We start from the raw sequence: 12,495 nt of genomic DNA, 5'->3' as shown, positions 1-12,495 counted from the left end.
GGCGGACAAGAAGTTCTCGACTAAACGGCGTCAAACGGGCATTTTTATGGTGGTTCATCCGGGCTCTTTGGGGACTGGATAGGTGTGGTAACCACCATTTTCCAAAGATGTCCCGGATGAACAACCTACCGAGAGATCACAGTTAGTCGACTATCGCGCGCAGCGCGGGCTTTGCAAAGCGTCCAGCGAAGAGCAGTCGACCAACAGTCGACTCTACCCCGTCGGTTCACCCCGCCCACGTTTCCGCGCGCACGCACGCCACGCCGGCGAAGTCAGTACTTCAGGCGCAGCTCTTCCACGGCCGGCTGCTGCAGCGCGTACCAGTCCTGGAACTCTTCCTCGGTGATCTCATCGGGCGCGTACACCACCACCGGGTGCCAGTCGTGGTCGGTGGGCAGCGGCTGGCGCGGGCCGGCACGCAGGCTGTAGCTGACGCCCTCGTAGTCGACCAGGTCATCAACCTGCGCCCACTGCTCGCGTGCGAACGCGGATTCACTCTTCAACAGGATTACCTGGTACATCGGCACCTCCACCTCGGTTGGATCAGGAAAACACGGCGCTGGCGGCAGCATACCGCCACGCCGGTGACAACGGACACGCCGCAGCGGCGACGGAACGTTCTGGACACGGCCATCGCCCCGGCTTCACCCGCCCATGGCAAGGCCATCGGCATCGTGGAGGCCCACCCCTGCCACGACCGCCGATGACCGACCACCCGCCGCTGAAGACCGTCGCCGACCTCAAGCTACCCCGCTACCTGGGCACCTGGTACGAAATCGCACGCCTGCCGATGCGCCACGAGCCGGAAGGCTGCACCGATGTGTCGGCGCACTACACCCTGCTCGACAACGGCAACGTCGGCGTCACTAACCGCTGCCGCATGGACGGCGACGTCGAGGAAGCCACCGGCGAGGCCTGTGCCGTCGACAACGACAGCGCGCGCCTGGAGGTGAGCTTCCTGCCCAAGGGCCTGCGCTGGTTGCCGTTCGCCAAGGGCGACTACTGGGTGATCCAGATCGCTCCGGACTACAGCGTGGCGCTGGTCGGCAGCCCGGACCGCAAGTACCTGTGGCTGCTGGCCCGCGAACCGCAGCTGGACGCCACCGTGCAGGACCATTATCTGGCCACCGCCCGCCTGCAGGGCTTCGATCTGTCCGAACTGATCCACACCCCGCACACCGGTCGCCCCACAGCCTGAACTGCCCACTCATGGACCTGAAGAGTGGCTACCCCTGGTGGGCGGTGCGCAACGGCCTGATCCACGCCTTCCCACCGCTGGAGAGGGATCTGCGCTGCGACGTGCTGGTGGTCGGCGGCGGCATCACCGGTGCGCTGATTGCCGACGAGCTGTCCGGGCATGGCCACGACGTGGCGGTGATCGAGCAGCGTGACATCGGCTGGGGCAGCACCGCTGCCAGCACCGCGCTGCTGCAGTACGAGATCGACACCCACCTGCTGGAACTGGCCCAGCGCTATGGCCAGGACGCCGCGGCGCTTGCCTACCGGGCGTGTGCGGAAGCAATCCCAGCGCTGGGCGACGTGTCACGCGGGTTGAAGGACGTGGATTTCCAGCGTATGGACAGCCTGTACCTGGCCAGCCGCCGTCGCGACGTTCCGCGCCTGATGGCCGAAGGTGAGGCGCGGCGCAGCATCGGCCTGGATGCCCGTTGGCTGGGCCCGGAGGCACTGCAGGAACGCTTCGACGTGGACGCCGGTGGAGCCCTGCTCACGCGCCAGGCGGCGCGGGTCGACCCGTATCGGCTGACCTATGCACTGCTGCAGCGCCTGCGTCGGCGCGGCGGCCACGTGCATGACCGCACGGTGCTGCACAGCCTCGACGCCACTGCGCGCGGCGTGACCGCCCGTACCGAAGACGGTGCCACCATCCGCGCACGCCACGTGGTGCTGGCCATGGGCTATGCCAGCCAGCGCTGGCTCAAGCAACGGGTTGCACGCAACCGCAGCAGCTACGCCTTCATCACCGATCCCATCGATGCGGACGTGCTCGGCCGGCTGCGCACCACCATGGTGTGGGAGAGCGCCCGCCCCTACCTGTACCTGCGCGCCACCGGCGACCGTCGCCTGCTGGTGGGCGGGCTGGACGACGCCATCGACATCCCCGCCCGCCGCGACCGGCGCGTTCAGAGCAAGGCCGACAAGCTGATGAAGCAGCTGCTGCATTGGTTCCCACGGCTGGACCCGGTGCCGGCGTTTTCCTGGGCCGGCACCTTCGCCGAAACGGCGGACGGCCTGCCGTTCTTCGGCCCGCACGATCAGTGGGGGCCGCGGGTGCACTTCGCCATGGCCTACGGCGGCAACGGCATCACCTATTCGATGATCGGCGCGCAGCTGCTGCGGGCCGGGATCGAGCGGCGGGCGCATCCGCTGGCGGGGCTGTTCGGGTTCGGGCGCTTGTAGCCTGCAGCCAGGCATGGCCTGGCTCTACCGCGAGCGGGCGCCGACAGGCATCATTCAAGCAGCCCCTGCTAGCGTCGGCCTGTACCGCCGCGTGTTGCGCGGTCATCTGTCCGCTGGAGCACCGTCATGATCCGCCCCCTGACCCTGCTGCTGTGCCTGGCCCTGCCGGGAACCGTGCTGGCCCAGTCCGCCGCCGGCGCCACCGCGCCGCAGGCTGCCGGCCTGGACCTGACGCTGCCGCAGGCGCCGATGCGCTACCTCAACGACCCGGCCCTGCAGCAGGATCCGCCGGGCACGTACTACGGTGACAAGAGCGGCCCGCGCGTACACGACGACGCGACGATCGCCGACGTCACCGACGACAAGGTCAAGGTATCCGGCAGCTTCACCACCGGCATCGGCTATTCCAAGAACGGTGGCAACAGCCACTACAACGCCGCCACGCTGAACCTGAGCAAGAACTACACCACCGATGAGGGCAAGACCCACGGGGTCAACGTCAACATCCACGTGAGCGAAGGCAAGGGCCCGGGCTTCTTCGGCCCGTACGGCGGCTACTACGGCCGCGGCCCGGGCTATTGGGATTACCCGCCGCCGTTTGGCTGGTAACGCCCCGCGTCGGGCCTGGGCCGACCAAGGTCGGCCACTATCGCTGCGTACGCTTGGTAGGTGTCGACCTTGCATGTGCCGGTGGGTGTCGACCTTGGTCGACACGCTCTGCATTCCGTGCCGGCCAGCGGCCGGCACCTACCCGCACGCGAATCAATCCAGCCAGCCATCGCGCTCGCTGTGCAGGATGCGGCCGTCATAACCGCTCAGGCGCACCTCCACCTTCTGGTTGCGGGCATTGCGGGCTTCCAGCGACCAGGTCGCACCATCGCGTTCCAGCGAATGGATCTCGCGCAGGCCATGCGCCTGTGCCCGTGCCAGCACCTGCTCGGTGGTCAACAGCGCGCGGCTGCTGTGCTCATCGAAGATCTCGCCGGTCTTCGGGTCCACGTAGACCTCGCTGAAGCGGCCATCGGCGCGGCTCACGTCAGCCTCCCACAGGCCATCATCGCGTTCGATCTCGTGGATCTGGGTGTAGCCGGCCTTGCGCAGGGTCTGTTCAACCTGGGCCATGCCCAGCGGCGCAGCCTGTACGGCCGGCGCGACGGCCAGCAGGGCAACAGTGGCGAGGGTGAGTGACTTCAACATGGGGGTTCTCCTGTTCGTGTTCGTGTTCGTGTTCGTGGCCGGACCATCCCGGCAACGCCACAATGCACCCCGTGGTTAACAGCGCCTTAGCCGGCACTGTTAACCAGCTGTTAGTCACCTCCGCCACACTCACGCCTGGTCCTACAGTCCTCCCCGCGCCCCGATGCTCTCCACCCTGCCCCTGCTGCTGGCCCTGGCCAGCGCCCCGACCGCCGCCGCGCCCGCACAGGACCCGGCGCAGCAGGTCGCGCGCCGCGCCGTGCAGCAGGGCCGCTACGTGCCATTGGAAAGCGTGGTGCGCGATGCGCTCAAGCGCTTTCCGGGCCAACTGCTGGAAGTGGAGCTGGACGACGGCGTCTACGAAGTGGAGATCCTGCGCAGCGACGGCGTGGTGGTGGAGCTGGACTATGATGCGCGCAGCGGAAAGCTGCTGAAGACGGAGCTGGACGACTGATGCGCATCCTGTTGGCCGAAGACGATGCCGCACTGGCACAGCGCCTGGTGCCCCTGCTGGAACAGGCCGGCTACGTGGTGCACGTGGTCGCCGACGGCCGCCAGGCCGAGGAGATCGGCCAGATCGAAGACCTGCAGGCGGCCATCGTCGACCTGGGCCTGCCCGGGCTGGACGGATTGAGCGTGATCGAGCGCTGGCGCGGCAACGGCCGCAGCTTCCCGGTGCTGGTGCTGACCGCACGCGGGCGCTGGCACGACAAGCTGGCCGGCTTCGACGCAGGCGCCGACGATTACCTCACCAAACCGTTCCAGGCCGACGAACTGGTGCTGCGCCTGCGCGCCCTGATCCGCCGCAGCCATGGCCACGCCAGCCCGCGCCTGCACTGCGGACCACTGCAGCTGGACGTCAACGCTGGCCGTTTCGAGCTGGACAGCCAACCGCTGTCGCTCAGCCCGCAGGAGTTCCGCCTGCTCAGTTACTTCATCCACCACAGCGGCCAGGTGATCGGCCGCGACCGCCTGGGCGAACAGGTGTTCGACGGCGGCTACGACCCGGACTCCAATGCGCTGGACGTGCTGCTCGGACGCGTGCGCCGCAAGCTCGGCATCGATCTGATTCAGACCGTGCGCGGCCAGGGCTGGCGGCTGGCCGCGCCGTGAGCCGGCAACCCTCGCTGCGGCGGCGCCTGCTGCTGGCTGGTGGCGCCGGCCTGCTGCTGGTTTCGCTGCTGGCCAGCGCGCTGCTGGGCGAACTGTTCAAGCGCAGCGCGCGTGACCGCCTCGACCACGAACTGCAGCAGGACATGCTGACCCTGCTGGCGCAGGCCGAAGTGGACCCGGAAGGACAGCTGCGTCTGCGCCAGGAACCCAATGACGCGCGCTTCCAGCGCGTGTTCTCCGGTGCCTACTGGCAGATTGCCGGTGCCGATGGCCGCGTGCTGTTGCAGTCGCGCTCGCTGTGGGATGAAACCCTGCCGGCCATGGCCACAGGTGCGGCCACGCGCAATCTGGCTGGGCCACTACAGCAATCCCTGCGTGCACGCGTGCAGCAGGTGCGCCTGCCGCGCGCCAGCGCACCGTTCGTCGCCGTGGTTGCCACCGACCGCAGCGCGCTGGATGCGGATGTGGCCGCGTTCCGCAAGCGCACCGCCATCGCGCTGGGCGTGCTGGTCGCGGCCTGGCTGGCTGTGCTGGCCAGCCAGGTGCACTTCGGATTGCGTCCGCTGCACCGCCTCGGCGCACAGCTGGAACGGGTTCGGCGCGGCGATGCGCAGCGCATCGAGACGCAGGGACTTGGGGCGGAGGTCGCGCCACTGGGCGAAGAACTCAACGCGCTGCTGGAGCACCAGCAACGCATGGTCGCGCGCGCGCGTACCAGCGCACAGGATCTGGCGCATGCGCTGAAAACCCCGCTGAGCGTATTGGCCACCGAGGCCGACGGCGACGGCGGGGACTGGCGGGCGACCGTTCGTGAGCAGAGCGCCCGCATGCAGGCCAGTGTCGACCGCTACCTGGCCGCTGGGTTGGCCGCCGACCATCGCCAACGCACCGACGTGGCGACTGTCGGACAGGCGCTGTGCCGGCTGATGGCACGCGTGCATGGCGAACGCGGCATTGCGTTCACAGCGGAAGGCATTGATCCGGCGTTGCAGTTCGCCGGTGCCAGTGCGGATCTGGAAGAGATGCTGGGTAATCTGTTGGACAACGCCGGGCGGTGGGCGCAACAGCAGGTCACTGTCGAAGCGGAAGCCCACGACGGGCAGTTACGCATCGAAGTGCGTGATGACGGCCCTGGCCTGGCGGCGGATGCGCTGTCCCAGGTCACACAGCGTGGTGTACGCCTGGATGAGCGCGAGGGCAGCAGTGGATTGGGGTTGGCGATCGTGGGCGATATCGCCGCCAGTTATGGCGGGCGCCTGGCGCTGGAGAATGCGCAGCCCGGCCTGCGCGCAACGTTGTGGTTGCCGGTGGCGTGAAGCGGCCAACCTAACGGTGGGTAGTGCCGGCCGCTGGCCGGCAACCACGTAGTAACCGGAAACGCCCTGCGGAAGCCGGCCAGCGGCCGGCTCTACCAAGCACCAATCCTACCGGTCGCCGTGCACCCGGTAGGTGTCGACCTTGGTCGACACGCACCAAGCATCAACGGTGATGCATCCACCAGCAATCAATCGCGTCCAGCACGATGTGGATGATCAAACCGATGCCGAACAACCGCGTTCTCTTCGGCACGCACAGGCCTGCATACACGGCAATCGCCGGTGCGGTGTGCAGCGCGTGGAAACCGATGCTGCAGCGGTTCGGTGCATAGATCGGGTCGGCCAGCAGGTGGTCCAGATCGATGATCCAGCCCAGCAGCATCAGCAACCATGCCGAGGCAAAGCGCTTGCGCCAGAACAGCCATGCCAGCAGGGCTGGCACGGCGGCATGCAGGAACAGGTGGAAGATCGCGCGCGCGCTCATCGGCAACGGCGGCGCCGGGCAAACCCGGCGCCGTCCATCAGACCAGCGGTTCGTCGGACAGGTAGGTGTAACCGGTCAGGCCGGCTTCCAGCGCCTCCGACAACTCCTGCGCACGTTCCGGCGACAACTGGGCCTCGGCCACGCGCTGCGCATAGGTCGCACGCAGTTCGTCCAGGCGGTAACCCACGTAATCGAGCATCACGTCGGTGGTGTCACCACGGCGCTGCTGGGTGATGGCGTAGCCATCGGCATCGGCCAGCACTTCCACCGCGTCAGTATCACCGAACAGGTTGTGAATGTCGCCCAGGATCTCCTGGTAGGCGCCGACCATGAAGAAACCGATGCGGTAGCTTTCGCCCGGCTTCATCCTGTGCAGCGGCAGCGAGCTGTCCAGGCTCTCGTTCTCGACATAGGTTTCCACCATGCCGTCCGAGTCGCAGGTCATGTCGGCGATGATGCCGCGACGGTCCGGGGTCTCGTCCAGGCGCTCGATCGGTACGATCGGGAACACCTGGTCGATTGCCCACACGTCGGGGACCGATTCGAACACGCTGAAGTTGACGAAGTACTTGTCGACCAGGCGCTCGTTCAGTTCGTCCAGCACCGGGCGGTGGCTCTTCTCGTCATAGCTCAGGCGCGCACGCACGCCGTGGGCGATGGCGTAGAACAGGTCGTCGATACGCGCACGCTGCGGCAGGTCGATCTGACCCAGCGCGTAGCTGGCCAGGCCTTCGGCATGGAAATGCTGCGCTTCCTGGAACAGCTCCACCGCCGGGCGCACGTCCAGCTCGTCGTGGATCTCGCGCAGGTGGCGAATCGCCGCCGGTTCGTCGTCGTGCTGGTCCGGCACGCGGCCTTCCTGCGCCTCTTCCACTTCCGAGACGTTGGCGATCAGCACCGCGTGGTGCGCGGTCATCGCGCGGCCGCACTCGGTCACGATGCGCGGCGGGGTCAGGCCGAACTCTTCGCACGCATTGGCCAGCGGCTGCACGATGTTGCTGGCGTAGGAATGCAGGCCGTAGTTGATCGAGCAGAAGCTGCGCGAACGGGTGCCTTCATAGTCCACGCCCAGGCCACCGCCCACGTCGACGTGGGTGATCTTCGCGCCCAGGCGCGACAGCTCCACGAAGTAGCGGGTGGCTTCGCGCATGCCGTTGGCGATGTCGCGCACGTTGGAGATCTGCGAGCCCATGTGGAAGTGCAGCAGGTTCAGGCAGTCGGCGTACTCGGTGTCACGCAGCGACTTCCACAGGTCCAGCAGCTGGCGCGGCGACAGGCCGAACTTGGCCTTGTCGCCACCGCTGTTCTGCCACTTGCCGGCGCCCAGCGAAGCCAGGCGCATGCGCACGCCCAGGCCCGGCTTCACGTCCAGCGCCTTGGACTCTTCCAGCACCAGCTTCAGCTCGGACGGCTTCTCGATGACGATGAAGGTCTGCAGGCCCAGCTTGCGGCCGATCAGGGCCAGGCGGATGTACTCGCGGTCCTTGTAGCCGTTGCAGACGATCAGGCCACCCGGGCGCGACAGCGCCAGCACGGCCATCAGCTCGGGCTTGCTGCCCGCTTCCAGGCCGAAGCCCTCGCCGTGGTGGCTGGCCAGGGTACCGGCCACGCCGCGGGTCTGGTTGACCTTGATCGGGTACACGGCGGTGTAGCCACCGCTGTACTCCCAGTCCTGCTGGGCCTGGGCGAAGGCCGCCTGCAGCTTGCCCAGGCGCTGGCCGAGGATGTCCGGGAAGCGCACCAGCAGCGGCAGCTTGGCACCGGCCGCGCGCGCAGCATCGACCACCTTGGGCAGCGACACCACCGGGCCGTCCGCCCCGGTCGGTCTCACCACCATGTGCCCGGCCTGATCCACGTCGAAGTAACCGTCCGCCCAATGCGGGATCGAGTAGGTCTTGCGGGCTTGGTCGAGGGACCAATCGGTCATTTCAGTCGGCCTTGTTGGCAATAAAAGGGGGGGCATGATAACGCCTATATGCCCACAGGTTCGTTATCATGCGCGCCCGCGCCCGTGACAGGTTCCAACCTGAACGGGCCGATCCGTCCGGATGTGGCATCTGTGCCACGCGGCCCCGCCCGCCAGCCCGGCTCCACCCCTCCGAACAGGACTGTTTTCCAATGACTGACAGCAACAACTGGTACATCGAACACTTCGAGCGCACCGGCTCGGCCATCGGCTACCGCATCACCGGCAAGCTGGACGAGGTGCAGTCGCCGTTCCAGAAGATCGAGATCTTCCAGACCACCGACTGGGGCAACCTGATGACCATCGACGGGGCCATCATGCTGACCAGCAAGGACAACTTCTTCTACCACGAGATGATCAGCCACCCGGTGCTGTTCACCCACGCCGCGCCCAAGCGCGTGGTGATCATCGGTGGCGGCGACTGCGGCACCCTGCGCGAAGTGCTCAAGCACACCGGCGTGGAGAGCGTGACCCAGTGCGATATCGACGAGCAGGTCACCGTGATGGCGCGCAAGCACTTCCCGGAACTGTGCGACTCCAACGACGACGCCCGCGCCGAGCTGCTGTTCGACGACGGCGTGGCCTACATGGCCAACTGCCCGGCGGGCAGCGTGGACGTGGTGATCGTGGATTCGACCGACCCGGTCGGCCCCGGTGAAGGCCTGTTCAACAAGGCCTTCTACGAGAGCTGCTTCAAGGCCCTGAAGGACGACGGCATCCTGGTGCAGCAGTCCGAGTCGCCGCTGATGCAGCTGGAGCTGATCAACGAAATGCGCACCGAGATGGGCAAGGCCGGCTTCGGTTCGTTCAAGACCCTGCCATTCCCGCAGCCGTGCTACCCCACCGGCTGGTGGAGCGTGACCATGGCGCGCAAGGGCGACAGCAGCTTCGATTTCCGCCAGGCCGACTCGGCTGCCAAGACCTTCAACACCCTGTACTACACCGCCGCGCTGCACACCGGCGTGCTGGTGACCCCGCCGTTCGTGCAGGCGGCACTGAAGTAAGGCGTGCCGACCAACGGTCGGCACCCACCCATGCAAAAGAAAAACCCGCGCTGGCGACAGCGCGGGTTTTTTCATGTTCCGGTAGTGCCGGCCGCTGGCCGGCAACCTCATGCAACGATCAGAGCGCCCAGATACCGGCAATCACCGCCACCACCAGGCCCCACTTGATCAGCTGGTAGGCCACCACGCTGCGCTCGCGCAGTGCCTTGGCCTTCAGGCGCACCTTGTAGACGCTGCCGAACGCCTTGTTGACGCCACCGGTCGGGTCACCCGGCAGGTTCGGCGAGGCACCACCGGCCAGCAACGTGGCCGCCACCGCGCGGTTGAACAGCCCCGGCAGGCCGAAGCGCAGCGGGCGGGCGATGTCGCAGAACAGGATCACGCGGTCATCGGGCGTCTCGTTGTGCGCGTGGTGGATGTAGGTCTCGTCGAACATCATCCACTCGCCATCGCGCCAGCTCTTCTTGATGCCGTCCACTTCGATGTAGCAGCCGTCGTTGTTCGGCGTGGCCAGGCCCAGGTGCAGGCGCAGCGAACCAGCGAACGGGTCGCGGTGCGGACGCAGCTCGCTGCCCGACGGCAGCTGCGCGAACATCGCCGCACGCACGTCCGGTAGGGACTCCAGCAACGCCGTGGTCTTGGGGCACATCGCCTTCGCCGACGGGTGCGACGGGCCGTACCACTTCAGGTAGAAGCGCTTCCAGCCACGGCGAAAGAACGAATTGAAACCGGCATCATTGAACGTGCTGGACGCGGCGATCTTCTGCGCATCGCGCAGCGCCAGCGCCTCATCGCGGATCATCTGCCAGTTCTGGCGCAGCGGCTCCAGCTGCGGGAACTCCTTGGCCGGATCCAGGAACGGCGTGGTCGGCACCTTCGAGAACATGTACATGACCACGTTGATCGGGGCCATGAAACTGGAGTGATCCAGCAGCTGGCGCGACCAGCGCGCGCGGACATTGCCACGGAAGTGGATGTACAGCACGCAGGCCACGAACAGCGCTGCAATGACGATTTTGATGATCAAAGCACTTTCCTCCAGCCGCGGCCGGAACGGGAATCGGGGCGATGCACGGCCTGGTGGCCAGCATCGGTAAGGAACGCGGCAGGGAACGGGGACGTGCCGAAGGGTGCGGCCGCCGATGTCGCGAATTAACAGCTTATGGTCGGCAGGCCGTGCGTCGGGGTCAAGCCGGACGTGCGCGACGTTCAGCGGGCCGCGGATGAACGAACCGATGCGACGCCCAACCTATTGATTCGGAAAGATCCGTCGGCCAAGTGAGACATAATTGTCCGATTGAGCGCGACGAACTGTTCCAGCCACGCCCCTGACATTTCTCCGACAAATCGTGGAATAGCGAACTGGCGAGTACTAAAATTAACGAAAACTTAGTAACTCCCTGTAACACCGGTTCGCTTGACGCTTTGCGCCACCCACCGGGTCGTCCGAGACCCCGACATGTATCTTCCTGCTCTGCCCCCCTCCTCCTGCGGCGATGAGGCCGCCACCCCGCTGCTGCTCAAGCGCGGCGAACGCTTCCTGGCCCCCGACGTCTATCGCACCTGCCTGGACGGGCGCGAGGCAGTCATCAAGGACTATTCCCGCTACCGCGGCACGCCCGTTTCGCTGATCGCGCGACTGATGGTGCGCCGCGAGGCCCGCATGCTGCAGCGCCTCGGCGGCTGGAAGCACGCCCCCGCGCTGCTCGGCACCCTCGGTGGCCTGGCGCTGGGCATGGAGTTCATCCCCGGCCAGACCCTGAGCACCGCACAGGCCGTCGGCAATGAGGTGTTCGAGCAGCTGCAGCACGCGCTCAGCCGCTTGCACGCCGCCGGTATCACCCACAACGACCTGCATGGCACCAACGTGGTGATCAGCGGCGGCGTGCCGGTGCTGCTGGACTTCACCTCGGCCTGGCGCGCCCCGCGCTGGCTGCGCCGCAACCCGCTGAGCCGGCAACTGAGCCGCAGCGACATGAAGAACCTGCTGAAGATCCGCCAGCGCGTGACCGGCCAGGCGCCAAGTGCCGCGCAGGCCGCACTGGTGGCCGACCCGGGCTGGGTCGCTGCCGTGCGGCAGGGCTGGAAGCGGTTCTACAAGTGGGCCAAGCGGCGGTAAGCGCTGTTCGCCCTGCATTGCTTGCGCGACTGCTGTTTGCCCCGCATTTGCCCCGGGCCACACGCCCGATGTGCTCTGCGATACTCGTCGGCACGCCACTCGCAAGGATGCTGGGGATGCCGACACCTGAACACACCCGCCTGCTGACTGCAGCCGCAAGATCCATACTGCGCCCCTTGGGCTGCGTGCAAAAGGGCCGTTCGCGCACTTGGCTTGACGACCAGGGCTGGTGGGTCGGGGTGGTCGAGTTCCAGCCTTCGGCATGGGACAGGGGCAGCTACCTCAATGTCGGCGCCTGCTGGCTCTGGGAAGAAAAGGACTACCTGTCCTTCGACGTGGGCGGCCGCGTTGCCGGATTCGAACGCTTCACCGAAACCGCCGAGTTTGCCTCGGCCGCACAGGCACTGGCCGAGCAGGCCGCCGCCGAGGTACTGGCCCTGCGTGACCGTTTCCCCACCCCGGGGCATGTGCGTGCATTGATGAACCTCCACCCCAAACCGGGCATCCGCGAACACATCCATGCGGGCATCACTGCCGGGCTGGCGGGCGCTTACGACGAGGGTCGCAGGCACTTGGCACTGGCCGCTACGGAGACCCACCCAGCGCCATGGGTCGATGTGCTGAAGCAACGCTGTGCCGAACTCATGCCGCTGCTGCAACGTGATGGCGGCTTCGAGGCAGAGATCGCCGCCACCGTGACGCGCACCCGCCGCGCGCTCGGTCTGCCGGAGTGGCGGTCGTCCTCCCTCATTCCGCCGGGTTGATCACACTGGGAGGGTACTTCGTCGAACACGGGTGTTCGCTCCGCCCGATCCCGGTTGTGGAGTCGAGCTTGCTCGACTCTACAACAGAGGCGGCAAGCATCCCGTCGCTCAGAC

At 66.8% G+C, this 12,495-nt stretch carries 14 protein-coding genes; 9 read left to right on the top strand and 5 right to left on the bottom strand.

The genetic code is table 11. The features are described from left to right. Positions 1-272: 272 nt before the first annotated feature. Positions 273-521 (bottom strand): hypothetical protein, encoded by a 249-nt coding sequence (locus tag AC5P60_RS07370; protein WP_483693345.1) that lies wholly within the window; start codon positions 519-521, stop codon positions 273-275. Between the two features lie 182 nt (positions 522-703). Here AC5P60_RS07370 and AC5P60_RS07365 point away from each other — a divergent pair, with 182 nt between their 5' ends. From AC5P60_RS07365 to AC5P60_RS07355, 3 genes are all read left to right on the top strand, one after another. Next, positions 704-1,198, top strand: coding sequence for a lipocalin family protein (locus AC5P60_RS07365; protein WP_164225731.1), 495 nt, complete (start codon positions 704-706; stop codon positions 1,196-1,198). Between the two features lie 11 nt (positions 1,199-1,209). Next, on the top strand, positions 1,210-2,418 hold the full coding sequence (locus tag AC5P60_RS07360) for an NAD(P)/FAD-dependent oxidoreductase (protein WP_483693346.1): 1,209 nt from the start codon (positions 1,210-1,212) through the stop codon (positions 2,416-2,418). A gap of 126 nt (positions 2,419-2,544) precedes the next feature. Further along, the gene (locus AC5P60_RS07355) at positions 2,545-3,027 is read left to right on the top strand and encodes a hypothetical protein (RefSeq protein ID WP_483693347.1); all 483 of its coding nucleotides are present in this window, start codon (positions 2,545-2,547) and stop codon (positions 3,025-3,027) included. A gap of 153 nt (positions 3,028-3,180) precedes the next feature. Here the strand turns inward: AC5P60_RS07355 and AC5P60_RS07350 are convergent, their stop codons facing one another. Beyond that, positions 3,181-3,615 carry a PepSY domain-containing protein gene (locus AC5P60_RS07350; RefSeq protein ID WP_005411365.1) on the bottom strand — a complete coding sequence of 145 codons (435 nt, stop codon included), beginning with the start codon at positions 3,613-3,615 and terminating at the stop codon, positions 3,181-3,183. A 163-nt stretch (positions 3,616-3,778) separates the two neighbouring features. On the opposite strand from AC5P60_RS07350, the gene AC5P60_RS07345 reads away from it, so the two are divergent. Genes AC5P60_RS07345 through AC5P60_RS07335 form a run of 3 tightly spaced genes read left to right on the top strand, consistent with a single transcriptional unit; the run spans position 3,779 to position 6,044 of the window. Then, the gene (locus AC5P60_RS07345) at positions 3,779-4,069 is read left to right on the top strand and encodes a PepSY domain-containing protein (RefSeq protein ID WP_033834860.1); all 291 of its coding nucleotides are present in this window, start codon (positions 3,779-3,781) and stop codon (positions 4,067-4,069) included. Continuing rightward, the gene (locus tag AC5P60_RS07340; RefSeq protein ID WP_049402750.1) at positions 4,069-4,728 is read left to right on the top strand and encodes a response regulator transcription factor; all 660 of its coding nucleotides are present in this window, start codon (positions 4,069-4,071) and stop codon (positions 4,726-4,728) included. Before AC5P60_RS07345 ends, AC5P60_RS07340 begins: the two co-directional genes overlap by 1 nt. Next, positions 4,725-6,044 carry a sensor histidine kinase gene (locus tag AC5P60_RS07335; protein ID WP_033834862.1) on the top strand — a complete coding sequence of 440 codons (1,320 nt, stop codon included), beginning with the start codon at positions 4,725-4,727 and terminating at the stop codon, positions 6,042-6,044. The genes AC5P60_RS07340 and AC5P60_RS07335 overlap by 4 nt, the downstream gene beginning before the upstream one ends. A 163-nt stretch (positions 6,045-6,207) precedes the next feature. On the opposite strand, the gene AC5P60_RS07330 is transcribed toward AC5P60_RS07335, so the two are convergent. Both AC5P60_RS07330 and speA read right to left on the bottom strand, forming a co-directional pair. Next, the gene (locus AC5P60_RS07330; protein WP_483693348.1) at positions 6,208-6,528 is read right to left on the bottom strand and encodes a DUF6122 family protein; all 321 of its coding nucleotides are present in this window, start codon (positions 6,526-6,528) and stop codon (positions 6,208-6,210) included. A gap of 37 nt (positions 6,529-6,565) precedes the next feature. Continuing rightward, complete coding sequence (speA, locus tag AC5P60_RS07325) at positions 6,566-8,455, bottom strand: arginine decarboxylase (protein ID WP_483693349.1); 1,890 nt, start codon at positions 8,453-8,455, stop codon at positions 6,566-6,568. Between the two features lie 191 nt (positions 8,456-8,646). Here speA and speE point away from each other — a divergent pair, with 191 nt between their 5' ends. Continuing rightward, positions 8,647-9,498, top strand: a complete 852-nt coding sequence (speE, locus tag AC5P60_RS07320; RefSeq protein WP_005411371.1) for a polyamine aminopropyltransferase — start codon at positions 8,647-8,649, stop codon at positions 9,496-9,498. A 118-nt stretch (positions 9,499-9,616) separates the two neighbouring features. Here the strand turns inward: speE and AC5P60_RS07315 are convergent, their stop codons facing one another. Then, positions 9,617-10,522 (bottom strand): aspartyl/asparaginyl beta-hydroxylase domain-containing protein, encoded by a 906-nt coding sequence (locus AC5P60_RS07315; protein WP_483693431.1) that lies wholly within the window; start codon positions 10,520-10,522, stop codon positions 9,617-9,619. Between the two features lie 435 nt (positions 10,523-10,957). On the opposite strand from AC5P60_RS07315, the gene AC5P60_RS07310 reads away from it, so the two are divergent. Both AC5P60_RS07310 and AC5P60_RS07305 read left to right on the top strand, forming a co-directional pair. Further along, positions 10,958-11,617: an RIO1 family regulatory kinase/ATPase domain-containing protein gene (locus AC5P60_RS07310; RefSeq protein WP_049451155.1), complete on the top strand. Its 660-nt coding sequence runs from the start codon at positions 10,958-10,960 to the stop codon at positions 11,615-11,617. Positions 11,618-11,733: 116 nt separating this feature from the next. Beyond that, positions 11,734-12,381: a hypothetical protein gene (locus AC5P60_RS07305; RefSeq protein ID WP_483693350.1), complete on the top strand. Its 648-nt coding sequence runs from the start codon at positions 11,734-11,736 to the stop codon at positions 12,379-12,381. The last annotated feature ends 114 nt before the right edge of the window (positions 12,382-12,495 follow it).

The sequence above is a fragment of the Stenotrophomonas sp. YJH_SMC_120 genome (assembly GCF_059368675.1).
The sequence above is the reverse complement of the archived record's forward strand: the minus strand, read 5'-3'. Positions and strand labels throughout refer to the sequence as shown.

Coding starts and splice junctions, on each gene's coding strand:
- AC5P60_RS07330 (WP_483693348.1), bottom strand. CDS start 6,528: ATGAGCGCGCGCGCGATCTTCCACCTGTTCCTGCATGCCGCCGTGCCA.
- AC5P60_RS07365 (WP_164225731.1), top strand. CDS start 704: ATGACCGACCACCCGCCGCTGAAGACCGTCGCCGACCTCAAGCTACCC.
- AC5P60_RS07305 (WP_483693350.1), top strand. CDS start 11,734: ATGCCGACACCTGAACACACCCGCCTGCTGACTGCAGCCGCAAGATCC.
- AC5P60_RS07310 (WP_049451155.1), top strand. CDS start 10,958: ATGTATCTTCCTGCTCTGCCCCCCTCCTCCTGCGGCGATGAGGCCGCC.
- speE (WP_005411371.1), top strand. CDS start 8,647: ATGACTGACAGCAACAACTGGTACATCGAACACTTCGAGCGCACCGGC.
- AC5P60_RS07370 (WP_483693345.1), bottom strand. CDS start 521: ATGTACCAGGTAATCCTGTTGAAGAGTGAATCCGCGTTCGCACGCGAG.
- AC5P60_RS07345 (WP_033834860.1), top strand. CDS start 3,779: ATGCTCTCCACCCTGCCCCTGCTGCTGGCCCTGGCCAGCGCCCCGACC.
- AC5P60_RS07355 (WP_483693347.1), top strand. CDS start 2,545: ATGATCCGCCCCCTGACCCTGCTGCTGTGCCTGGCCCTGCCGGGAACC.
- speA (WP_483693349.1), bottom strand. CDS start 8,455: ATGACCGATTGGTCCCTCGACCAAGCCCGCAAGACCTACTCGATCCCG.
- AC5P60_RS07360 (WP_483693346.1), top strand. CDS start 1,210: ATGGACCTGAAGAGTGGCTACCCCTGGTGGGCGGTGCGCAACGGCCTG.
- AC5P60_RS07350 (WP_005411365.1), bottom strand. CDS start 3,615: ATGTTGAAGTCACTCACCCTCGCCACTGTTGCCCTGCTGGCCGTCGCG.
- AC5P60_RS07340 (WP_049402750.1), top strand. CDS start 4,069: ATGCGCATCCTGTTGGCCGAAGACGATGCCGCACTGGCACAGCGCCTG.